The organism is Aeromonas sp. R2-4, assembly GCF_040908365.1.
GTDB lineage: Bacteria > Pseudomonadota > Gammaproteobacteria > Enterobacterales > Aeromonadaceae > Aeromonas > Aeromonas veronii.
Genome location: NZ_JBFODO010000039.1, coordinates 95,958 through 119,278, shown reverse-complemented (window position 1 = coordinate 119,278; position 23,321 = coordinate 95,958). Strand labels below are relative to the sequence as shown.

Sequence of the window (23,321 nt, the reverse complement as noted above, 5' to 3'; positions counted from 1 at the left end):
CGGACAGTAAAAATGCAAGGCCTGATAAGAGATGTCAGGCCTTGATACCGTAGGAGCGGGTGCCAGAGCGAGTGTTGCCCTTGGCGTCATAGGTCAGGCTGTTGCGATCGCGCAGCTGACTCAGAAAGGTTGCCAGACGACGGTTTGATACGATGCTCAATTCAAGCAAGCGACCGTTGATATCATTTTGTGCCTGGCAAGCATCCAGTTTTGCACGAAGCTGCGCCATCTCGTCGGGATAGGCTGCCAGCTGCAGTGCCAGTTCCGGTATCTCTGCCAGTGTCTTGTCCAGAGTTTCTATCGCAGCAAGCATCTGCTGTTTGCGCTCGGTCAGTGCGGGCAGGGCCAGTGCCTGATGCTGTTCGAGCAAGCTGAACTCCTCTTCCAGAATGCCTTGCATCTGGCTGAGGTAATCATCTTGGGTGTGCAGTAACGAAGGTAAGTCCATCATCCCAGAACTTTGTCCAGATTGGCCTCAAAACTGAACATCTTCTTGGCCACAGCGTCGCTGTTAACCTGATATTCGCCACTCGCGACGGCTTTTTTCAGCCGTTCGACCTTGCTCTCATTGCCGGTCGAGGCGGTATTGAGGTTTTGTTGCATCTTTTGCAATTGTTGCGCCTCACTGGTCAAGGAGACGGAGTCCAGCTTGACAGTAGCCGCTTTGTTTTCGGGCGATGAGGTGACTGACTTGCTGCCTGTCCCCTGGCTATTAGCGGTATTTTGCAACCGATTATTCGCCAAGTTGTTGATATTGTTGATGGCCATTTTAGTTACCTTCGTCTGCTTTAAGGTTTGCTTACCTGTTTATCGGTGCGGCAGATCAAAACTTTAGAAAAAAGTTGTCAAGGATCCGGATTTAAAAAGTGACCGATACGGCACCTACCGCACTGACTTTACCCTCAACGGTTTTGCCGGAGCGAATATTGACGAGTTTGATGATCTCTCCGAAGCTGCCATCTTGCAAGGCTCGGGCCATGGTTTTGATCTGGAAGTTGCTATTTTCTGCCGTCAGGGTGACCTGATCCCCTTTGCACACGACACAAACCTGGCTCAAACGGATGGGTTGCCCCGGTTTTAGCTCCCGCTTGCTGCGTACTCCGATAAGAGGGGCGGTGTCAGTCAGGTAGTCGCCGCGGATGAGGGTCTGATCTTGATAGGCCAACACCAGCTGGCTTTCACTCAGCAGGTCCCCCTTGGCGATGGGGTTGGTCACAGTGACATAGGGCTTTTGAATGCTGACCCGCACCGGGAGATAGACGTCCCAGGGCCTCTCTGCCTCACATTTAAGGTAAACTGTTGTATTACGGCGAATTTCCATTTTTGCTGGTAAGCTGATAGTGAGCAGATCTTCGCAGCGGGTCAGTGGGAGCCGTTCATCCAGCGTGGCAGAGGTGACCTCAGCTCTGGCATCCAACGGAATATCCAGCTGGCTGTAAACGAACTCTTGTGCCTTTTCTTGCAGATAAGTAGTGACGTCCGAGGCGTAGCTGGAAGATATGCTGCCAAAAAAGAGGCTGATGAGTAAAAGTCGGTTAATCATTTTCGCTCGTTGGTCGATAAGTTGTTCACGCATATCACCATATTTAACTATGATTGCTTCAGAATCTGTTCGTTGTCACATCGATAGTCTGACGCAATCCATCACGCATGCATGATTAATGCCAAGCGTTTTTAGGGAGTGTTTATGGCCAGTATCCTGGACTCGGTCAACCAACGTACCCAGCTAGTGGGGCAAAACCGGCTGGAGTTGTTGTTGTTTCGTCTCAATGGACGTCAAAGATTTGGCATCAACGTATTCAAAGTGCGTGAAGTGTTGCAGTGTCCCCCCTTGACCGTGATGCCCAAATTGAACTCCTGCATTCGCGGAGTGGCTCATATTCGTGGCCAGACTATCTCGGTCATCGACCTCAGCATGGCGGTTGGTAAACGCCCGATTGATGATCTGAGTAAATGCTTCATTATCATCTCCGAGTACAACCGCTCTATTCAGGGTTTTCTGGTGCATTCGGTCGAGCGCATCATCAATATGAACTGGGAATCCATCCTGCCTCCGCCTAAAGGTGCGGGTCGCATCAACTACATGACAGCCGTGACTGAAGTCGATGGCGAGTTGGTCGAAATCCTTGATGTTGAGCGGATATTGAACGAAATTTCGCCGGTTGCAACGGATGTGAGTGAGGAGCTGGTCCAGGCCAGTGTCGACCATCCGACTCTGGGGCGTCCTGTTCTTGTTGCGGATGACTCCTCAGTGGCACGCAAACAGGTACAACGTGCGCTTGAGGCTATCGGTGTCGAGTGCGTGTTGGCAAAAGATGGCCGCGAAGCATTGAACATGCTGCTGGAAATGACCAAAAATGGTCCTATCAAGGATCAGGTTGCGCTGGTTATTTCGGATATCGAAATGCCGGAAATGGATGGCTATACCTTCACTGCCGAGATCCGGAATAATCCCAATCTCAAGGATTTGCATGTTATTCTGCATACCTCGCTCAGTGGAGTATTCAACCAGGCAATGGTGCAGAAAGTTGGTGCGAACAATTTTATCGCCAAGTTCCAGCCTGATGAATTGGCCAAGGCCGTACAAAACGCACTCTAATAAAGAAGAACAGCTGCATGAAGACACTTTCGGACGACTTATACAAACAGTTCAGCAACTTTCTGGCGGTACAGAGCGGAATTGTGCTGGGGGATAACAAACAGTATCTGGTGAAGAGCCGTCTTTCACCTTTGATGGCTCAGTTTGGCATCGAGAGTCTGTCTGATCTGGTTACCCGTGCAATGAGTGTGCGAGAGCGTGACCTGAAAATGGCCGTGGTGGATGCCATGACGACCAACGAGACCCTCTGGTTTCGTGATACCTATCCGTTTCAGCTTCTTACCGACAAGATTTTCCCCGAGTTGGGGAAAAGTGGCCGCCCCATCAAGATCTGGTCGGCTGCATCCTCGTCAGGTCAGGAGCCCTATTCCATTGCCATGACGGCACTGGAGCAGCAGATGAAAAAGCCGGGGACCTTGCCTGGTGGCGTGCAGATTGTCGGGACGGATATTTCGACGACCATGCTCAATCAGTGTAAGGAAGGCGTTTACGATAGCCTTGCTCTGGCCCGCGGTTTGTCACCGGAGCGCAAGAAGATGTTTTTTGAGCCTTACGGTGACAACAAGATGCGGGTTGCCGAGCGAGTCAGAAAATTGACCACCTTCCGGCCACTCAACTTGCTGGAGAGTTATAGTTTGCTCGGCAAGTTTGACATTATCTTTTGCCGTAACGTGCTCATCTATTTTGCGCCGGAAGTGAAGTCGAAGATCCTCAACCAGTTTGCAGCCAGTCTCAATCCCGGTGGATATCTGATGCTGGGAGCGTCGGAGTCACTGGCCGGGTTGACCGATCGGTTTGAGATGATCCGCTGCAATCCGGGGATTGTCTACAAGGTCAAATAGGCCTGATGGCCATGATATTCGAGGTTTTACCGGATATAACCAGTTCATGTAAAGAGGGAAGCAGCGAGCTTCCCTCTTTCTTTATCTACAGCTCAGTCTTTCTATTTACCTACCATATCTCGCCATCGCAAAAGTGGTTGAAGCCTTAAGGTGGCCAAATGATGCCGTCTGACTCAATGCGCGAGATGCTCCTGCCGTTTTCGGTCTGAAATGTGCTCATACCCAAACCATCGAACTGAGAGATTTGCTTATGGCACACCTCTTGCAAACAAAATATACCAAGCAGGAGGTGTGCTATGGCTCTTTCATTTGACAAGGCATTCGGTGTGCATCAACACACCATAAGCGTTCGCGCCAAGCGTGCAGAGGTGCTTTCCAGCAATATTGCCAACGCAGATACCCCGGGCTTCAAAGCCAGGGATATCAATTTTGCTCAGGCATTGCAGGAGGCCCAGTCGCATCAGGGGTTTGGTTTGGCAACGACCAGCGAAAAGCACTTTGCCTTGAATATGGACGCTCCGGGTACCGTGCAATATCGCAACCCGCTGCAACCGGATACCGGTGACGGCAATACAGTCGATGTGCAGCAGGAGCGCAGCGAATTTCTGCGCAATAGCCTCGAGTATCAAACCTCCCTTGAATTTATGAATAGCAAGATCAGTGGCCTGCTCAAGGCCCTGAAAGGAGAGCAGTGATGAGTTTGTTCAAGGTCTTTGACATAGCAGGCTCGGCTATGAGTGCACAGTCAGTGCGCCTCAACACAGTTGCCAGCAACATGGCCAACGCGGACAGCGTCAGCTCCAGTGTGGAAAATACTTACCACGCCAGGCGGCCAGTCTTTGCCGCCCAGCTCGATCAGGCGATGTCTGACAAGCAGGGCTCGGTCGGGGTTGAGGTGAAGGGGATTGTCGAGAGCAAAGCGCCACTGCTCAAGGAGTACAACCCCAACCACCCGATAGCGGACAAAGACGGTTTTATCTTCAAGCCAAACGTCAACATGGTTGAAGAGATGGCCGACATGATCAACGCCTCGCGCAGCTACCAGACCAACGTACAGGTTGCTGATTCGGCCAAGAAGATGCTGCAGCAGACGCTCCAGCTTGGCAAGTCCTGATAGGAGGGATGCAGCATGGTCGATACAACCAATAATGTGAACGGCATCAGCCGTACCACGACCCAGACGACAGGCAGCACAACGGCGCCGAAGAAAGAGCTGGATCAGGCTTCATTTATGAAGCTGCTAACAATGCAATTATCGTATCAAGACCCCTTCAAGCCTGTCGACAATGCCCAGATGCTTTCCCAAATGGCGTCCATGTCAACTTCGGAGGGGATCAGTAGTTTGTCTACCCAGATGGGGAAACTCAATGACCAGATGATTTCCAGTCAAGCCCTGCAAGCATCCTCTTTGGTAGGTCAAAATGTGCTACTGCCAAGCAATATAAGCTATTTAGACAAAGAGGGGCCACTATCAGCAGTCGTAGCGGTTGGTACTACTAATAAATATGCGAATATCAAAATCACTATCGAAGACGAAAAAGGACAAGTTATCAAAGAGTTTCCTCTGGAAGGAGAGCAAAAAGGTAACGTTGAAGTTGCTTGGGATGGTACAGACAAGGCTGGTAACCGAGTTTCTGCAGGCAAGTATGTCGTCAAAGCTAGCGGTACTCTTGATGGCAAGTCGGAAAATATTGCTTCATACGCTTATGCAAAAGTGGATAGCGTTGCCTTGGGCAATGCAACTAACCCGACTCGCCTCAACTTGAGAGGGCTGGGGAGCGAATATCTGAACAATATTCTGCAAATTTCAGGCACCAATTCAAATCCGACGGTTGCTCCGTCAAAAACCACGTCGACAGCATCGATCTAAGGAGCTGGATATGTCATTTAACAATGCCTTGAGCGGTGTCAACGCGGCACAAAAAGACTTGAACGTCACCGCCAACAACATTGCCAACGTTAACACCATGGGCTTTAAAGAGTCCCGTGCCGAGTTTGCGGATGTCTACGCCAACTCCATCTTTGTCAATGCCAAGACCCAGGTCGGTAATGGTGTGGCGACTGGCGCGGTTGCCCAGCAGTTCCACCAGGGGGCGCTGCAATTTACCAATAACGCACTGGACTTGGCGATTCAGGGGAATGGCTTCTTTGTGACCTCCGATGGATTGACCAACCTGGATCGCACCTATACCCGTGCCGGCGCCTTCAAGCTCAATGAAAACAGCTATATGGTCAATAATCAGGGCCATTACCTGCAAGGCTATGAGATTAATCCTGATGGTACGCCCAAGGCAGTCAGTATTAATGCGACCAAGCCTATTCAAATACCTGATAGGGCTGGTGAGCCTAAAATGACTTCATTGGTGGAGGCAAGTTTTAACTTGAGTATTGATAGTAAAACAAAGCCTACTTTGCCCGCTAATTTTGATCGTACTAACTCGTCAACATATGCTCATTCAACATCTGTGACTATTTATGATTCGCTTGGTGCTCCCCATACAATCACGAAGTATTTTGTCCGCCATGAAGATCCGGCCAATGCGGGGCAGCCTCTGAACCCGGGAACTTGGAGTATGTTCATGTATGAAGGGGACAAGCCTATAAATATTAATGGTGGTACGGCGAGTCCAGGAGCAGGTATTCCCACTGGTCTGCAGATGACATTTACTCCTTCGGGTAAGCTGGATACAACAATACCGGTTGCACCTATCAAGACTGTTGCGTTGGGCAATGGCGCTGGTGGTGCAGGGATTATCAACAATGGTGCAGATCCGACCCAGACGTTGGAAATTCGTCTTGGGACTGTTACCCAATACAACTCACCTTTTGAAGTCAACAAATTGACTCAGGATGGTGCGACAGTAGGCCGTCTAACAAAGGTTGAAATTACGCCGGACGGTGTTGTGTCTGCCACGTACAGTAATGCTACGACGTTAAAAGTGGCTATGGTTGCGCTGGCCAAGTTTGCGAACTCGCAAGGATTGACTCAGGTTGGTGATACATCCTGGCGGCAGTCCCTGCTCTCAGGGGATGCATTGCCTGGTACTCCTAATTCAGGTACGTTTGGTAGCATAAAATCTTCAGCGCTGGAGCAGTCCAACGTGGATTTGACCTCGGAGCTAGTGGACTTGATCACTGCCCAGCGTAACTTCCAGGCCAACTCCCGTTCTCTGGAGGTCAACAGTTCGCTGCAGCAGACCATCCTGCAGATCCGTTAATCGCGCAATAAACGATAATGAGAGGGGGCTTGGCCCCCTCTCTGTTTCTGTCGCATTCCCATCCTCCTTATCCCCCCATATTTCTGCTGTTGGCACTCTAATTGCATTTCTCCTGTCAGAGTCATCTGTTTGACGGAGAATTCCATGGATCACCTGCTTTATATCGCCATGTCCGGGGCCAAAGAGACCATGAACAGCCTGGCTGTTCGGGGCAACAACCTCGCCAATGCCAATACCACCGGCTTCAAGTCCGATTTCGAGCAGGCCAGAAGCATGCAGGCGTTCGGAGAGGGCTTGCCAAGCCGGGTCTTTGCCATGGCTGAGCGCCCGGGTCAGAACCTGCAGCATGGCATGCTGATGACCACCGGACGGGATCTGGACGTGGCGGTGGATGGTCCGGGCTGGATTGCCGTGCAGGATCCCAAGGGCGGTGAAGCCTATACCCGCATGGGGAATTTGCAGGTCAATGCGACCGGCAACTTGCAGACCTCGACCGGTCTGAATGTGGTGGATGACGGCGGTCAGCCAATCGTGTTGCCGATGCCGATGGAGAAACTCGAGATCAATCGGGATGGCACCATCAGCGGTCGACCGGAAGGGGCAGCCGCCAACTTGCCGGAAGATTTTCAGCGGATCAAGCTGGTCAACCCGGCCGCCGATGCGGTGGAGAAGGGGCAAGATGGTCTGTTTCGCCGCAAAGATGGCCAGAATGAACCCGCCTCTGCCAACGTTGGCCTGATTGCCGGCTCCCTTGAGGGGAGCAACGTCAATGTGGTGGATGAGATGACCAACCTGATCCGGCTGCAACGCCAGTTCGAAACCCAGGTCAAAATCATGAAGACGGCCGAAGAGAATGATGAAGCTCAAACCCAACTGCTGCGAATCAGCTAATCAAGGAGTTACCTATGAATCCCGCACTCTGGATCAGCAAGACCGGGTTGGATGCACAGCAGACCAATATCTCGGTCACCTCGAACAACCTGGCGAACGCCAGCACCGTGGGCTTTAAAAAGTCACGGGCCATCTTTGAAGATCTGCTGTATCAAAACATCAACCAGCCCGGTGGCCGCTCCTCTGCCGATACCGAGCTCCCCTCCGGCCTGATGCTGGGGGCGGGTGCCAAGGTGGTGGCGACCCAGAAAAACCACAGCCAGGGTAACGTACAAACCACCGACAACTCGCTGGATTTGATGATCAGTGGTCGTGGCTACTTTGAAATTCAGCTGCCGGATGGCAGTGCGGCCTATACCCGTAACGGTCAGTTCACCCTCAACGATGAAGGGACCATAGTGACCCCGGGTAATGGCTACCCGCTGCAACCGGAAATCCAGATCCCGGAAAATGCCCAGAGCGTTACGGTGGGTGAAGATGGCCAGGTCTCGGTGCAGCTCAAGGGCGATGGCGCTTCTCAGGTCGTCGGTCAGATCAACATCTCCGACTTCGTCAACGCCAGCGGCTTGCAGCCGATGGGGGAGAACATGTTCGTCGAGACCCAATCCAGTGGTGCTGCCGCCCAGGGGACTGCCGGTGCCGATGGCTTGGGGGTGATCAAGCAGGGGATGCTGGAGACTTCCAACGTCAATGTGACCGAAGAACTGGTGAATCTCATTCAGGCTCAGCGGGTCTACGAGATGAACTCCAAGGTGCTCTCCGCCGTGGACGGCATGATGTCCTTCCTGATCCAGCGTACCTAATTAGGAGGTGCATGATGAAAGCCGTATGGATGCTGGGATTGTTGGTGCTGGGAGGGTGTAGCAGCACTCCCAATACGCCCAAGCCTGATGATCCCGAGTTTTCCCCCGTCTACGGGGAGTCGGAGCCGGTGTCGGTGCGGCCGACAGGGGCGATTTTCCAGCCGGATCAGGTCAATGGCATCTATTCGGATATCAAGGCGCACAAGGTAGGCGACATCATCACCATCGAGTTGTCGGAATCGACCTCTGCCTCGAAAAAGGCCAATACCCAGAGTGGCAAGAATAACAAGTTCAATCTGGACCCGGTCAAGTTGGGTGGCGTGCCCGTGACCGCCAGCCCCTATGATCTCTCAGCCTCCATTGCTCAAGACAGCGCGTTCAAGGGCCAGGCCAAGGCGGATCAGAGCAACAGCTTGCAGGGCAATATTTCGGTCAGCGTGGCCAAGGTGTTGCCCAACGGTAATCTGGTGGTGCGCGGCGAGAAGTGGATCATGCTCAACAATGGCAATGAATATATCCGGATCACCGGCCTTATTCGCCCGGAGGACGTGACGTCTGATAACAGCGTTTCGTCCCAGAAAGTGGCCAATGCCCGCATTTACTACGGTGGTACCGGCGATCTGGCCAATAGCCAGGAGCAAGGGTGGCTTACCAGCTTTTTCAATGGTCCCTGGTGGCCGCTCTAGGAGATGTTATGAAGTCACTCCGTCTTGTCACTCTGCTCTGCTGTCTGCTGCCCTTGGGCGTGGCCAATGCGGCCCGGATCAAGGACATCAGCTCGGTTGAAGGGGTGCGTAACAACCAGCTGATTGGTTACGGTCTGGTGGTGGGGTTGCCCGGCACTGGCGAGAAGAACAACGCCTTCACCGAGCAGACCTTCCGCACCATGCTCAACAACTTTGGCATCAAGGTGCCGGATAACATCAAGCCCAAGATCAAGGATGTGGCACCGGTGGCGATCCATGCCGACCTGCCCCCCTTCTCCAAGCCGGGCCAGACCATCGATGTAACGGTGTCGGCCATTGGCGAGGCCAAGAGCCTGCGGGGCGGTACTCTGCTGCAGAGCTTCCTGAAAGGGCTCGATGGCCGGGTTTATGCGGTCGCCCAGGGCAGTCTGGTGGTTGGTGGTCTGGGGGCCGAGGGGGCTGATGGTTCCAAGGTTGTGATCAATACCCCGACCGTCGGGCGGATTGCCAACGGTGCGACCGTGGAGCGGGAGGTGCCCAACTCCTTCAGTCAGGGGGACACCATCACCTTCAACCTTAACCGACCCGACTTTACTACAGCGCGCCGTCTGGCCGATGTGGTCAACGATCTGGTGGGGCCCAATACCGCTCAGGCGCTCGATGCCACCTCGGTCAAGGTCTATGCCCCGCGGGATCCGGGTCAGCGGGTCTCATATCTCGCGACCATCGAGAATCTGGAGGTGGATCCGGCCAACGAGGCGGCCAAGATCATCGTCAACTCCCGCACCGGCACCATAGTGATCGGCAGTCAAGTCAAGCTCAAACCGGCGGCCATCAGCCATGGCGGGTTGACGGTGACCATCGCCGAAAACCAGCAGGTCTCCCAGCCCAACCCGTTGGCGGGAGGAGAGACGACGGTGACCAACAACTCGACCATCAATGTCCAGCAGGAGCCGGGGCGGATGTTCAAGTTTGATACCGGTGCGACGCTGGATGATCTGGTCCGGGCGGTCAATCAGGTTGGGGTCGCCCCGGGTGATTTGATGGCCATCCTTGAGGCGCTGCAGCAGGCAGGCGCCATCGAGGGGCAACTGGTCATACTGTAACAAGCGGCAAGTGGTTGCCACGGGTGGCAATGAGGTAAGCAAAATGGCGGAGTTTGACAGCAACAGCGGCATGAATCTCGGGATGGTACAGGACATCAAGAACCTGGACCGTCTGCGCCAGATGAGCCAAAGCAAAGAGGGGCAGGCCGAAGCGCTCAAGAGTGCGTCACGCCAGTTCGAGTCAATCTTTACCCAGATGCTGTTTCAGAGCATGCGTCAGGCCAACGGGGTGTTGACTCAGGACAACCCGATGAACAGCAGCTATACCCAGTTCTATGAAGGGATGCTTGATGAGCAGCGGGTTGCCGACATGTCCAGCAAGGGGGGACTGGGATTGGCTGACATGGTGGCCAAGCAGCTCTCTCCCGAGACCTTTACCCATCAGGATGGGCGAGTGCTCAAGATGCCGCAGCGCACCGAACGGACCTACAAACCCTATCAGCCACCCACGGCCGCTGCCGATGATTTGATCGCGGCATCAAAAGTTGGCAAAGATTTTGCTGAAAAAGAGATGACCGAGGGGGTCAAGGAGAGCCACGCACTCACTATGCCCCGTCGACCGCACCGCAGCATTCCGCCCATGGGGCGTATGGCCAGCGAAGAGGGCAGTGCCACCGGTAGTGGGGGCAAAGAGTTCGATACACCGGAAGAGTTCGTTAATCGCCTGATGCCGCTGGCCAAGAAAGCGGCCGACAAGTTGGGGTTAAGCCCGGCGGTACTGGTCGCTCAGGCGGCACTGGAGAGCGGTTGGGGCAAGCGGGTGATCAAGGATAGTGAGGGGCAGGTGACCCATAACCTGTTTGGCATCAAGGCCGATCCGCGCTGGGAAGGGCCCAAGGCGGTGGTCAGCACGCTCGAGTATGAGCAAGGCGTTGCCTCCCGCCAGAAAGCGGCATTTCGCTCCTATGAGTCGTTTGAAGAGAGCTTCAACGACTATGTGGACTTCCTCACTTCCGGCTCTCGCTACAAGGGAGCCCTGGCGAAGGTGGATAGTCCCGATCGCTACTTTGAGGCGCTGCAACAGGCGGGTTATGCCACCGACCCGCACTACGCCAGAAAATTGAAACAGGTATTGCGCAGTGACGCCATTGCCCAATACAACGAGATGGAGCTGTAACGTATGGCAAGCGACCTGCTTGGGATTGGTTCATCGGGCGTGCTGGCACAGCAACGCCTGCTGCAGACCACCAGTAACAACATAGTGAACGTCAATAGCCAGGGCTATGTGCGTGAGCGTACGCTGGTGTATACCAATACCATCGGTCTGGGGACCGGTGACATCAAGACCCAGCGGGTAATCAACGACTATATGCAGGGGGAGGTGCGCCGTGATACCTCTGCCTATCATGCCTCCCTGACCCATTATGAACAGTTGGCTGGCGTTGACAGCTTGCTGGGGAATACCAGCAACAGCGTGGGGGCGGCCATCACCTCCTACTTCAAGTCATTTCACTCAGCCAATGAATCGCCTGCCGAGATCGGTGGGCGCAAGGTGGTGATGACGGAGTTGAGTGGCATGGTCAACCGTTTTCATACCCTTTCGGCGCAGCTCGACAAGCAGAGCGATACCCTCAACACCCGTATTGAAGATGAAACCAAGCAGGTCAACAGCCTGCTCACCAGCATCAATGATCTTAATCAGGCCATCATCCGCACCCAGGGGTCACCCGAAGAGAACCTGATGCTGTTTGATCAGCGGGATGAGGCGATCCGCCAGCTGTCGGAGAAGATGGATATTCGCACCGTAGCCCAACCCAACGGCAGCATGCTGGTCAATATGAGCACTGGCCATTCGTTGATCCTTGATGGGGGCGTCGCCCAGTTCAAGGTGATTGCAGGAGATCCTGACTCCCGGGATCAGGAGCTGCAGCTGACCCTGGGGGCGAACAAGGCAACCATCGATCACGATACGTTTGGTGGTGCCATGGGGGGGCTGTTCAAGGCGCGTACCGACCTTGAGCCTACCAAGCGCGAACTGGGGCAGCTGGCCGTGGCGATGGCCGATGCGATGAACCAGCAGAACCGCCTCGGGATGGATCTGGATAACGAGATTGGCGGCGATATCTTCACCCTTCCTACCAGCAAGGGCTTACCCTACGGCAATAACACCGGGACGGTCGGGGCGAATGTCAGCTTCGTACCGGGCAAGGGGACATCAGTGACCCCGTTTGATTACGAAGTGCAATTTAGCAGCGCTACCGGTTATGAGGTGTTCTCGCTCGACAAGTCTGGCAATCGTACCTCTGTGAGCACGGGGACCATGCCGCCAGCGACCTTTGAGCTGCCCGGGCACGGGATCTCGATCGATCTTACCGGCACGTCGGCTGCGGGTGACAGACTGTTGCTGCAACCGACCAAAAGTGCGGCCGCCGGTCTGGGTCAGCTGATCACCCGACCGGAAGATTTGGCCCTGGCCTCTCCGCTTAAAGCGGAAAAGACCACCAATAATGGCGGCGGGGCAGATATCAAACTGGGTGGCGTATTCAATACAGGTGCAGGGTCAGGTTTTGGTACCAATAGTCTGAGCCCGACAGCGCCTCAGGTCGTCAAGATTGACGCCAACGGTAACTATCAGGTGTTTCAAGCCGATGGCACTACCCTGATTGGCACTGCCCCTGCGAGCAGCAAAGGGCAAAACCTGATGTCTGCGATCGTCAACCCTTTCCCCGCCGGAGCCGCAGTCTATGCCAACCCGAAACAGGCGCCAGGCTACGAGTTCAGCATCACCGGAACGGTGGATGCCGGTGACAGCTTCAAGCTCAGTTACAACAGCAATGGCTTTGCCGATAACAGCAATGGCCTGGTTCTGGCCGAGCTGCAAAACAAGGATCTGGTGCGCAAGAGCACCAATGGTGGGACGACCAACGACAAGATGACCTTCAATCAGGCCTATTCCGGGCTGGTGATGGAAGTGGGTAACAATACCAGTCAGGCAAAAACGCTGCTCAAGGCCAATGAGTCCAAGCTTATCCAGAGCACCGGCATCTTTGAAAGCGTGTCTGGGGTCAATCTGGAGGAGGAGGCAGCCAATCTGATCCGCTTCCAGCAATCCTATGCGGCATCGGCGCAAATCGTCAGCACGGCCAAAACCATTTTCGATACACTGCTCTCTTCCGTGAGGTAACGTCATGCGCATCACCACCAACATGATCTACGACCGGAATATCTATTCCCTCAACAGTGCCAACGAGCGGTTGAATACTGCCTATCAACAGCTGCAAACCGGCAATAAATTTCAGACTGCCGGCGAAGATCCTGCGGGGATGAGCCAGAAGATGGCACTGACCAAGGAGATTGACCTGTTCAAGCAGTACAGTGTCAATGGCAGCTTGCTGGAAAACAGCCTGGGGCATGAGGAGACGGTATTAACGTCGATTAATAATGCGATGCTTAGTGCCCAGACTCTGATCCAGAAGTCAAATAATGGCGCGATCAGCATGGATGATCGCAAGGCCATAGCCAGCGAGCTGGAAGGGTTGCAGCAGCAGATGTTTGACCTGATGAATAGCAAAAACTCCTCGGGTGAATTTATATTCGGCGGCAATCAGAGCAAGACCCAGCCATATATCAAAGACGCTAACGGAAAATATATTTATCAGGGAGACCCAGGTCAGCGAAATATTCAGGTCTCACCCACAGTACAAATTGCTGCCAATGATTCAGGGCAGGACCTGTTTGAAGTCGTGGCGACCAGAAGAACTGCCAGTGCAACCACTGCAAATATCAAGGTCGGGGTCGGCGATCAGGGTAACTTTGATAATTTCTATAAGTCCAATTATAACTCGGCACTGCCCAGCAACACCTATACCGTATCAACCACCATCGGTCCGCCTGATACCTATGATATCAAGGATGCCGGTGGTACTACCCTGCAAACGGGTAACTACACTGCTGGCACCAAGATCCCCTTCAATGGTCTGGAGTTGACCCTTGATTTGCCTGCAGGTGGTGCGGCTCAGCAGTTTGACCTTAATCCACCGAAGAATGACAACATATTGAATGGTATGTCGGATTTTATTACCGCTTTGCGTGACCCTGCTATTACCGCTGACAACTTTGCGCTGGAAGTAGCCGATGCTACCGTCCATATGAAGAATGCTCGCCTGAATATCGATCATGGATTGGGGGAGTTGGGTGGCAGGATGAACAGTCTCGAGGCAGTCATGGATTCTAACGAGGGGTTGAGTACCCTCAACGCCGAGGCGAGAGCCAAGGTGTCGGAAGCTGATCTCTATGAAGTGATTTCCGCGCTGTCAAAAGAGGATGCGGCATTGAGTGCCTCGCAACTCTCTTTCAGCAAAATAAGCCGTCTGACGTTATTTGACTATATTCGCTAATTAAAGAGGGGCCCTTTGGGGCCTTTTCTTTTGTCCAGACTATGAAAATTGGTTCCGTGTCATCTCCTGCCAATTGTAACAAGCTGTTGCCGTTGCCCATTTAATGGGAGCTGTGGGGTTGACCTCCCTGCGGGATTGGATAATCATGCCGCCCGCACAACAGAGGGTTGTGCGAATTATTTGCAGCATCTCGTTAGGCGAGGCTCCTGTATAAACACAGGCCACTGATCTCACGACGTCCAGAGACGCCCAAGATCAGGACAGTTTTCATCGGATTAAGGTGTAAACCCAAGTGGCTTCCGGCATGCCGGATACGTTATACAGTGCTAAAGCTGGTACGTGGGGATGATGACACGCCGAACGGCGTCATTTCCTGCCTATTACTCGTCAATCAAATTGCTGTTTTCTTGTCGTTGCATCCGGCTATTTCCGGAGGCATTCAGGCTCGCCTGAAATCACATGAGGATATCTGTGATGAAGAAAACACATACCATTCTTAACCGTCACCAACTGCTCGATCTGGCCGCCCTGCAGGGTTGGCTGGAACATAATCTGGATCCGGTTCAGCGCGCCGATCAACTGCTGACCCTGCGTCCGGAAGAGCTCAACTGCATCTTTGATACCCTGCCAATTCCGCAAGGTGCCGAACTGCTCGGCTCACTCTCGGCCGAGAGTGCCGGGCGCCTGTTGCAGCGGTTGCATGGCAGCATCGTCAGCGTGTTGCAGGAGGCCATTCCCCGCCGCGAGATGGTCGCCATCCTGCGCAAACTGGGTCGTCAGGATCGCACCATGTTGCTGGCTCGCTTCCCGACCCAGGCGCAGGCCATGTATTACTCACTGCTGGATTGGCCCACCGAGTCGGTGGGGGCCAACATGCGCCACGAATATCTGGCGGTACGGGAGGAGGACACGGTCGGTCACGCCAAACAGCTGATCCACGATGCCTGGGACAATGCCCAGCTGTTTCGCCATATCTATGTGGTCAACGGGGATGGTCGTCTGCAAGGGAGCCTCTCGCTCAAGACCTTGCTGATCGCCGACCCGCTGGCCAGTGTCGCGACCCTGATGGATCGGGAGACGGTGCGGATCAACGCCCGTGCGGATCAGGAGCTGGCAGCGCGCCTGCTCATCGACCGCGACCTGTCGGTATTGCCGGTCGAGGATCAGGGGCGACTGGTCGGTATTTTCCACGTCGATGATGCGGCGGATATTCTGGAGCTCGAATCCACCGAGGATGCCGAGATGCAGGGAGGATCATCACCGCTCGATACCCCTTACTTGCAGGCGACCCCCTGGCAGCTGTGGCGCAAACGGGTAGGCTGGCTGCTTATCCTGTTTGTGGCGGAAGCCTACACCGGCAGCGTGTTGCGGGCATTCGAGGAGCAGCTGGAAGCAGCCATTGCGCTGGCCTTCTTCATTCCGCTCCTGATTGGTACTGGCGGTAACAGCGGCACCCAGATCACCACCACCATAGTACGAGCCATGGCGGTCGGGGAGGTGAGCCTGCGCAATCTCGGCACCGTGCTGAAAAAGGAGCTCTCCACCGGTCTGCTGATCTCGGGGGCCATTGCTATGGCGGCCTGGGTGCGGGCCTGGAGTCTTGGCGTCGGTCCCCAGATTGGCATGGTGGTGACCTTTACCATCATCGCTATCGTGCTCTGGAGTGCCACAGTCGCGTCCATTATTCCCATGGTGCTGCGCCGTTTTCGCATCGATCCGGCGGTGGTCTCTGCGCCATTCATCGCGACACTGGTGGATGGCACCGGCCTTATCATCTACTTCGAGATGGCCAAGTGGTTGTTGCCCGAGTTGCAGTAACCGGGAGATTGAGATGCAAAAGGCAGCCAGTGGGCTGCCTTTTTCATTTATCTCTCCGGTTTAGCCGAGCTGGAACAACAGTGGCCAGCCCTGCTCCTGACAGTAGCGGTGTTCCTTCTCCAGATTCTGCATCAGGAGACGGTTCTCCTCGCACCAGTCGATCGGCAGGGTCACGACCAGCTGATCCCCTTGCACTGCGACTTTCCACTCAGGCAGCAGGTTGTCCTGACGCTTGTGATGAGCGGCGACTGCGAGGCGCAGGATGCGGATGCAGCGCAGCACCGTCTGCATGTCGTGGTTGGGCAGGGGAGGCAGCTCGGAGAGCTTGAGCCCCTTGCGCTGAAAGCGTACCAGCGCAGCCAGCAGCGCCTGATCGTCCTGGTTGAAGCCGGGCAGGTCGGTGTGTTGCAGGATATAGGCGGAGTGGCGATGGATGCCGCTGTAGTTGATGGCAAGGCCAATTTCGTGCAGCCGCGCCGCCCAGCCGAGGATAGCGCGATAGGGCTCTATCTCCATCTGCCAGGGCTCTTGCAAGGCATCAAACAGGGTCAGCACGCTCTGCTCCACCCGGGCGGCTTGTTTGCGGTCCATCCGGTAGTGGGTGCCGAGCGCCTGTGCGGTACGCTCGCGAATATCGTGGTGCTGCAAGCGCTCCTCGAACTCATACAGCAATCCTTCGCGCAGGGCACCGTCGGAGTAGTCGAGCCGCTCGATGGGCAGCGAAGTAAACAGCCCGAGCAGGATGGCGACCGCAGCGGCAAACACCTCCTGACGCTCCTCGGTAAGCCCGACCAGTTTGAGGTTATCGACTCGCTTGCGCTCAATCATCAGCGCCTTGAGCCGCTCCAGCCCCTCCAGCGTGATGCTGCCGTCAGTCAGCCCTTCGCCTTGCAGTACATCCCGTACCGTACGAATGGAGCCTGAGCTGCCAAGGCAGCTCTGCCAGCCCAGCTTGCGGTACTGGTTGACGATGGGGGCGAGCTGGTGCTGCGCCTCCAGCACGGCATTGGTGAAGTGTTTGTCGCTCAGCTTGCCGCTGGCGAAGAAGCTTTGGGTAAAGCTGACGCAGCCCATCTTGCGACTGGTGAGGGCCTTGTGCTCAAACCCTTCGCCGATGATGAGCTCGGTGCTGCCGCCACCGATATCGATCACCAGTACCTGGCCCTCGATATGCTGGGTATGGGCGACCCCCTGATAGATGAGCCGTGCTTCTTCCTGCCCGCTGATGATCTCGATGGGGTGGTTGAGCACCTTGGCTGCTTCACTCACAAATTCGCGGGCATTGCTGGCACGGCGCAATGTGTAGGTACCTGCGATGCGGATCTGGTCCGGTTTGATATTGGTGAGGCGCTCGGCAAACAGCGACAGGCAGGTGAGACCGCGTTCCATCGCCTCCGGGCTCATGCGTTTCTGCTCATCCATCCCTTCCGCCAGCCGCACCCGCTCCTTGATGCGATCGACGATGCGAAAACGCCCTTCGCTCAGATGGGCGATCACCATATGAAAACTGTTGGAGCCGAGATCCACGGCGGCATAGAGACTATTGTCCATTGTTTGACTCGATACGTTTGAGATAGTCGTAAATCGCCACCTGAGAGCGGATCTTGCGGCGGTTGCCCCGCTTCACATATTCGTTCTGCTGGTCGGCATCAATGACCCGCGCCTTGCAGGTATCACTCAGTTGTAGCTCGAGAATATCCATGATGCGCTGCTTGAGCCGCTCGTCATAAATGGGGGTGCCCACCTCAATACGGCCGTCGATATTACGGCTCATCCAGTCGGCGCTGGAGATATAGAGCTGGGGGTTGCCCTTGTTGTGGAACACCATCACCCGCGGGTGCTCGAGGAAGCGGTCGATGATGCTGATCACCTTGATGTTGTCACTTAGGCCCGGTACGCCCGGACGCAGGGCGCACATGCCACGGATGATCATCTGGATCGGCACCCCGGCCTGACCGGCGGCATAGAGGCGGTTGATGAGATCCTTGTCCACCAGATTGTTGATCTTGAGGATGATACCGCTCGGCTGGCCCGCCTTGGCGTTGGAGAGCTCGTTGTCGATGAGGCGATAGAGCTGACGGCGGCTGTTGATGGGGGAGACCAGCAGGTGGTTGAATTTGTAACGCTTATAGGGGTACTCGATGTATTCAAATACCCCTTCTACTTCGGCGGTAATATCCGGATTGCGGGTCAGCAGCGAGAAGTCGGTGTAGATCTTGGCGGTCTTCTCGTTGAAGTTGCCGGTGCCGATATGGGCGTAGCGCACCGCCTCGCCATTTTCGTGGCGGGTGATGAGGCAGAGCTTGGAGTGGATCTTGAGGCTCGGTACCCCGAACACTACCTTGACCCCGGCATCGGTGAGGATGTTTGCCCAGTCTATGTTGGCCGCTTCGTCGAAACGGGCGCGCAGCTCGACCACCACGGTCACCTTCTTGCCGTTGTTGGCTGCATCGATGAGGGAGTGGATGATGCGCGATTTCTTGGCCACCCGATAAATATTGATGCGAATGGCGCTGACCGCCGGATCGAACGCCGCTTGGCGCACCAGTTCGGTGAAATGGTGGAACTTGTGGTACGGGTAGTAGAGCAGGATATCCTGCTTGGTAATCGCATCGAAGGCGTTGACGAAGCCGTCAAAATCGCGGCAATCGAGGGCCGGCAGCTTGGGGTTCTCCAGATAGTCACGGCCCACGTTGGGGAAGCCGATGAAATCCTTGAAGTTGTGATAGCGTCCACCCGGCATGATGGCGTCGTAGGAGCTGATCTGCAGCTTGAGCTTGAGGAAGCTTATCATGGCAGCGGGCATCTCCCGCTCGTAGACGAAGCGCACCGGCATGGCGGTAAGGCGCTGCTTCAAGCCGTCACTCATCTTGTCCACCAGGCTCAAGTCCAGCTGGTCGGAGAGATCATATTCTGCATCCCGGGTCAGCTTCACCGCATAGGCGGCAATCTCGTCGTAGTCGAAGAAGCCTTTGAAGATCTCGTCGAGGCAGAAGCGGATGACGTTATCCAGAATGATGATCTGCTTCTTGCGGCGGGTCCCTTCCGGCGGCAGCTGGAAGAAGCGGGGCAGGTCGTCGGTCGGCACTTCCACTAGGGCGTACTGGATCACCTGACCGTTCTTCTTCATCTCGATGGCCAGATAGGTGTACTCATCCTTGAGGAATTTGACCGGATTGACCTCCTTGTTGAGCAGGATCGGGATGATGTGACGCAGCACCTTCTCCTTGAAGAAGACCCGCAGCCACTTCTGAATGGCATCGGAGAGCTGGTTCTCGTTGACCAGGAAGATGTTGTGGCGAGCGAGCGCAATCAACAGCTCTTTATAGGTGTTGTCGAACGCTTCACCGAGCGCCATCACTTTTTGCTGGATGGCGCGCAGCAGCACTTTCGCTTCATCGTCGCCACCATGTACTTCATTGATGAGGATGCGACGCTTGACGTCCGATACCCGTACCTTGAAGAACTCATCCTGGTTGGAGGAGAAAATCCCCAGAAAACGAACCCGCTCGATGAGGGGCACCGTCTTGTCCATTGCCTCTTGCAACACCCGTTCATTGAATGAGAGCCAGCTCAGCTCTTTCTCTTCATACTGCTTGTCGGTGCTCATCTTGTGCCTCTGTTTCAGGTCGCGTCTGCGCGGCAGTTATGGCGTTAATATATGACAAATAAATGACAGTATTGTTACTGCTCGCTGAACGCTTCGTCGATGTCGACGACCAGATCGTCGGAGAGGGATTCCAGCGCGGTGATAAGCGTATCCATCGCGAGCCCGTCGGGCAGGGCTACCAGCGCATGGGCATAGAAGAGCGGGGCGCCGGAGTGGGGAGCCGGTTCACAGCCAGTGGTGAGATCGGCCACATTGATCTCGAGCTGACGCAGGATGCTGGCTACTTCATGGACGATGCCGGGGCGGTCGTTGCCGGTCACCGTCATCATGACTTGATGGGCTGGCTCGGTGGTCGGTGTCCCTTCGGCAAAGCTGATGGTCAGGCCCGGTAGCAGGGCTAGCGCTTCGCACAGGCTGCGATAGTGCTCATCGGGGACAGAGACATGGAGGATACCGGCAAACTGTCCCGCCAGTTCGCTCATGGCGCTGCCCAGCCAGTTGCCCTGCTCGCGGCTGATGACTGCTGCCAGACTCTCGACGATCCCGGGTTTGTCTGCACCGATCACGGTGACCACCAATTGCTTTTGCATCCTGCTCTCCTTGAAATGGGATTTCTTGCTCTATCCCTATTGTGCCTGCTGGGACTGGTCATATGAACCCCCGCCTGCTGACAAATAGATAAAAAGACGGGACTTTTCACTTTCTATACACGGGTCTGCTGCCTTGCTCCGTGGCGGCTGTGGTAAAGTAATTCCCCTTTCGTGTCGTGAACTGGATCGTGCTCTCATGAATACCCTTGTCCTATCGGGATTGTTGTTGCTGGCGCTGCTTGTGCTGGCGATCTTCTGGAGCAGAGGCAGACAGCAAAAGCGCCTGCCCTATGATATGCAGGAGACCCTGTTCAGTCCCGCCGAGCGATCCTTCCTCGGGGTGCTGGATCTGGCGGTGGGTGACAAGGCCCGGGTCTTTGCCAAGGTGCGGGTGGCCGATGTGCTGACGCCACAGGCCGGGATCGGCAAAAGCAAATGGCAGCAGTACTTCAACAAGATCAGCGCCAAGCATTTCGACTATCTGCTTTGCCACCCCGCGGATCTCTCCTTTATCTGCGCCATCGAACTCGATGACAGCTCCCACCGTCACCAGAAGCGCAAGGCGCGGGATCTCTTTCTGAAAACCGCCTGCGACAGCGCCGGTCTGCCATTGCTGCAGATCCCGGCAAGTGCCAGCTATCAGGTGGAAGAGCTGCGCGAACAGATCCTGCCGCTGCTGGTCAAAACCAGCGAACCGTTGATCGACGATCTGCCGCACGGAGCGCGCCGCGAGCCGACGTTCAACCCTCTGCTGCTGGACGGCGTGGATGTCGGTGCCGGGATGCGTGGCCGCACTGCCCATGCAGAGGCGATCTCGCCTGCGTCGCTCCGCGAGCCCACCATCCAGGCCAAGGGGGTGGTGGAGACGCCACAGAGTGAGGGGGAGCTGGTCGATAGCCTGTTCGCCGATGTGGAGGATGATGAAGAGCACGAGGTACACCACTGCCCCCGTTGCGATGCGCCGCTGGTGGAGCGGGAGGCGAAAAAAGGCCTCCACGCCGGTAGACTCTTTCTGGCTTGCAGCCGTTTTCCCGAGTGTCGTTACGCGGCGCCGCACCATCATAATCGCCACTGAATGCGCTTCACAGTGTCCCATGCTGCCCTCTGACGAGGGCAGTTTTCTTTCCGCTATTGGCGGCGTTTGTTAACGGCGCCAATGCAGAAAATTCCTCGGCAAAATTTATCTAATCTCCCGTTTCTGTCGATACACTTAGCCTGAATACGACAATTTTTGACAATGTGTCGGAATTTTGGCACTTTGTGTGCCTGCAAAAAGACAGTCGGTAGCTGTTTTATCATTAAATAAAACAATAAGTTAGTTCAGGACATCGCGAGGAATGGATATGGTGGAGATGGGCGTGTTGATTGTTGATGCCGATGCGCAGCGGCGCCAACAGTTGGGAACCGTGCTCTCGTTTATGGGGATCCCGTGGCAGGAGGTGGCACAAAGCGATCTGGATGTGGCCATCGAATCCTCCGGCCCGCTGCAAGGGGTGCTTGTGGGTGAGCTGACCGACCGTCCCTTGTCAGAGTTGCTGGCCGCTTTCCCCCGTACCCCCTTTCTCTCGCTGGTTGAGGCCGATCTGCCCAACAGCAACTTTATCGGGGTCGCGCTCTCGCCCTTTACCTATGAATCCCTTACCCGTCATCTGCACTTCTGTCAGGCGTTCGTCTCCTTGCATCCCCGTCAGCAGACCCATGACAAGGGGCAGGCCCTGCTGCGTTTGCTGGTGGGCAAAGGGAAGGGGATTCAGGAGGTACGCCGCCTCATCAGCCAGGTGGCCGAGACCGATGCCAACGTGCTGATCCTCGGGGAGTCCGGCACCGGTAAAGAGGTGGTGGCTCGCGCTATCCACGAACTCTCTTCCCGAAGCCAAGGCCCCTTCGTGCCCATCAACTGCGGCGCCATTCCCGCCGAGCTGCTGGAGAGCGAACTGTTCGGTCACGAGAAGGGAGCCTTTACCGGCGCCATCGCGGCCCGTCGCGGTCGCTTCGAGCTGGCGCAGGGGGGCACCCTGTTTCTCGACGAGATCGGCGACATGCCGATGCCGATGCAGGTCAAACTGCTGCGGGTATTGCAGGAGCGGTTGTTCGACCGGGTCGGTGGCGGCAAGCCCATTCAGGCCGATGTGCGCATCATAGCGGCTACCCACCGGGATCTGGAGGCGATGATCCGCACTCAGGGTTTCCGTGAAGATCTCTACTACCGCCTCAACGTCTTCCCCATTGAGACGCCGCCGCTGCGGGATCGCATCGATGACATCCCGCTGCTGCTGCAGGAGCTGCTCAATCGCCATGCCGAGCAGCACCATGGCTTTATCCGGTTGACCCAGCGTGCGCTGGAGTCGCTGATGCAGTACCCCTGGCCCGGCAACGTACGCGAGCTATCCAACCTGCTGGAGCGGCTGCTGATCCTCTACCCGCACCAGATCGTCGATGTGGCCGATCTGCCGAGCCGTTATCGCCTGCTGCCGAGCGAGCCGCGGGATGAGCGGCTGACCGAGATGGATGAACGGGATGCGCTGGCTGCGGTGTTTCAGGATCCGCCCGAGCTGGATCACGCCCTCGCCTCGGCTCGCACCATGCAGCTGCCGGAGGAGGGGGTCAACCTCAAAGAGATGCTGGCCGACCTCGAAGTGGAGCTGATCCGTCAGGCGCTGGAGTCTCAGGACGGGGTGGTGGCCCGCGCAGCCGATCTGCTCGGCATGCGCCGTACCACCCTGGTGGAGAAGATGAAAAAGTACGGGATGAGCAAGGACGTCTGAGGGTCAAAGCCTTGACGCCAACATGCAATTTATTGTTTTAATTGAAATAATTTAGT

The 23,321-nt window shown here is 55.5% G+C and carries 22 protein-coding genes and 1 riboswitch; of the genes, 16 read left to right on the top strand and 6 right to left on the bottom strand.

From position 1 onward, the window contains the following. Window positions 1-34: 34 nt before the first annotated feature. The 3 genes from AB5Z05_RS15320 to flgA form a co-directional block, all read right to left on the bottom strand. Window positions 35-451, bottom strand: a complete 417-nt coding sequence (locus AB5Z05_RS15320) for a flagella synthesis protein FlgN (RefSeq protein WP_268011325.1) — start codon at window positions 449-451, stop codon at window positions 35-37. Beyond that, entirely contained in the window at window positions 448-768 is a 321-nt protein-coding gene (gene flgM, locus AB5Z05_RS15315) for a flagellar biosynthesis anti-sigma factor FlgM (protein WP_005334177.1), read from the bottom strand. The genes AB5Z05_RS15320 and flgM overlap by 4 nt, the downstream gene beginning before the upstream one ends. 91 nt (window positions 769-859) lie before the next feature. Further along, the gene (gene flgA, locus AB5Z05_RS15310; protein ID WP_268011342.1) at window positions 860-1,543 is read right to left on the bottom strand and encodes a flagellar basal body P-ring formation chaperone FlgA; all 684 of its coding nucleotides are present in this window, start codon (window positions 1,541-1,543) and stop codon (window positions 860-862) included. A gap of 144 nt (window positions 1,544-1,687) precedes the next feature. On the opposite strand from flgA, the gene AB5Z05_RS15305 reads away from it, so the two are divergent. The 14 genes from AB5Z05_RS15305 to mgtE all read left to right on the top strand — a co-directional run bounded on the left by AB5Z05_RS15305 (window position 1,688) and on the right by mgtE (window position 16,300). Beyond that, window positions 1,688-2,599, top strand: a complete 912-nt coding sequence (locus AB5Z05_RS15305) for a chemotaxis protein CheV (protein ID WP_005334174.1) — start codon at window positions 1,688-1,690, stop codon at window positions 2,597-2,599. 17 nt (window positions 2,600-2,616) lie between these two features. Then, the gene (locus tag AB5Z05_RS15300; protein ID WP_005350656.1) at window positions 2,617-3,441 is read left to right on the top strand and encodes a protein-glutamate O-methyltransferase CheR; all 825 of its coding nucleotides are present in this window, start codon (window positions 2,617-2,619) and stop codon (window positions 3,439-3,441) included. A gap of 296 nt (window positions 3,442-3,737) precedes the next feature. After that, window positions 3,738-4,136 carry a flagellar basal body rod protein FlgB gene (flgB, locus tag AB5Z05_RS15295; RefSeq protein WP_005334169.1) on the top strand — a complete coding sequence of 133 codons (399 nt, stop codon included), beginning with the start codon at window positions 3,738-3,740 and terminating at the stop codon, window positions 4,134-4,136. Next, entirely contained in the window at window positions 4,136-4,555 is a 420-nt protein-coding gene (flgC, locus tag AB5Z05_RS15290) for a flagellar basal body rod protein FlgC (protein ID WP_279464681.1), read from the top strand. The genes flgB and flgC overlap by 1 nt, the downstream gene beginning before the upstream one ends. 15 nt (window positions 4,556-4,570) lie before the next feature. Then, window positions 4,571-5,311: a flagellar hook assembly protein FlgD gene (locus tag AB5Z05_RS15285; protein WP_368152102.1), complete on the top strand. Its 741-nt coding sequence runs from the start codon at window positions 4,571-4,573 to the stop codon at window positions 5,309-5,311. Between the two features lie 10 nt (window positions 5,312-5,321). After that, window positions 5,322-6,659 (top strand): flagellar hook protein FlgE, encoded by a 1,338-nt coding sequence (gene flgE / locus AB5Z05_RS15280; RefSeq protein WP_021231059.1) that lies wholly within the window; start codon window positions 5,322-5,324, stop codon window positions 6,657-6,659. Window positions 6,660-6,803: 144 nt separating this feature from the next. Then, the gene (gene flgF / locus AB5Z05_RS15275) at window positions 6,804-7,550 is read left to right on the top strand and encodes a flagellar basal-body rod protein FlgF (RefSeq protein ID WP_005334159.1); all 747 of its coding nucleotides are present in this window, start codon (window positions 6,804-6,806) and stop codon (window positions 7,548-7,550) included. A gap of 14 nt (window positions 7,551-7,564) precedes the next feature. Beyond that, window positions 7,565-8,353, top strand: a complete 789-nt coding sequence (gene flgG / locus AB5Z05_RS15270; protein WP_005334158.1) for a flagellar basal-body rod protein FlgG — start codon at window positions 7,565-7,567, stop codon at window positions 8,351-8,353. A 14-nt stretch (window positions 8,354-8,367) separates the two neighbouring features. Further along, the gene (flgH, locus tag AB5Z05_RS15265) at window positions 8,368-9,039 is read left to right on the top strand and encodes a flagellar basal body L-ring protein FlgH (RefSeq protein ID WP_005350662.1); all 672 of its coding nucleotides are present in this window, start codon (window positions 8,368-8,370) and stop codon (window positions 9,037-9,039) included. Between the two features lie 8 nt (window positions 9,040-9,047). After that, a complete protein-coding gene (locus tag AB5Z05_RS15260) occupies window positions 9,048-10,145 on the top strand; it encodes a flagellar basal body P-ring protein FlgI (protein ID WP_005350664.1) in 1,098 nt (365 codons plus the stop codon). Between the two features lie 43 nt (window positions 10,146-10,188). Next, window positions 10,189-11,262, top strand: coding sequence for a flagellar assembly peptidoglycan hydrolase FlgJ (flgJ, locus tag AB5Z05_RS15255; protein WP_368152101.1), 1,074 nt, complete (start codon window positions 10,189-10,191; stop codon window positions 11,260-11,262). A gap of 3 nt (window positions 11,263-11,265) precedes the next feature. Further along, window positions 11,266-13,269, top strand: a complete 2,004-nt coding sequence (locus AB5Z05_RS15250) for a flagellar basal body rod C-terminal domain-containing protein (protein ID WP_368152100.1) — start codon at window positions 11,266-11,268, stop codon at window positions 13,267-13,269. A gap of 4 nt (window positions 13,270-13,273) precedes the next feature. Further along, window positions 13,274-14,482 carry a flagellar hook-associated protein FlgL gene (flgL, locus tag AB5Z05_RS15245; RefSeq protein ID WP_368152099.1) on the top strand — a complete coding sequence of 403 codons (1,209 nt, stop codon included), beginning with the start codon at window positions 13,274-13,276 and terminating at the stop codon, window positions 14,480-14,482. Window positions 14,483-14,664: 182 nt separating this feature from the next. Further along, a riboswitch (M-box (ykoK) riboswitch) is annotated at window positions 14,665-14,834 on the top strand. A 122-nt stretch (window positions 14,835-14,956) separates the two neighbouring features. Continuing rightward, on the top strand, window positions 14,957-16,300 hold the full coding sequence (mgtE, locus tag AB5Z05_RS15240; RefSeq protein WP_368152098.1) for a magnesium transporter: 1,344 nt from the start codon (window positions 14,957-14,959) through the stop codon (window positions 16,298-16,300). A gap of 60 nt (window positions 16,301-16,360) precedes the next feature. Here mgtE and ppx read toward each other — a convergent pair whose 3' ends face one another. From ppx to AB5Z05_RS15225, 3 genes are all read right to left on the bottom strand, one after another. Further along, entirely contained in the window at window positions 16,361-17,851 is a 1,491-nt protein-coding gene (gene ppx, locus AB5Z05_RS15235) for an exopolyphosphatase (RefSeq protein WP_368152097.1), read from the bottom strand. Then, window positions 17,841-19,910, bottom strand: a complete 2,070-nt coding sequence (gene ppk1, locus AB5Z05_RS15230) for a polyphosphate kinase 1 (RefSeq protein WP_005350671.1) — start codon at window positions 19,908-19,910, stop codon at window positions 17,841-17,843. The genes ppx and ppk1 overlap by 11 nt, the downstream gene beginning before the upstream one ends. Before the next feature lie 74 nt (window positions 19,911-19,984). Continuing rightward, window positions 19,985-20,500, bottom strand: a complete 516-nt coding sequence (locus AB5Z05_RS15225) for a glycine cleavage system protein R (RefSeq protein ID WP_005350673.1) — start codon at window positions 20,498-20,500, stop codon at window positions 19,985-19,987. Between the two features lie 196 nt (window positions 20,501-20,696). Here AB5Z05_RS15225 and AB5Z05_RS15220 point away from each other — a divergent pair, with 196 nt between their 5' ends. Together AB5Z05_RS15220 and AB5Z05_RS15215 are read left to right on the top strand one after the other, a co-directional pair. After that, a complete protein-coding gene (locus AB5Z05_RS15220; RefSeq protein ID WP_368152096.1) occupies window positions 20,697-21,575 on the top strand; it encodes a DUF2726 domain-containing protein in 879 nt (292 codons plus the stop codon). A 268-nt stretch (window positions 21,576-21,843) separates the two neighbouring features. After that, complete coding sequence (locus AB5Z05_RS15215; RefSeq protein WP_042080359.1) at window positions 21,844-23,265, top strand: sigma-54 dependent transcriptional regulator; 1,422 nt, start codon at window positions 21,844-21,846, stop codon at window positions 23,263-23,265. Window positions 23,266-23,321 lie beyond the last annotated feature (56 nt).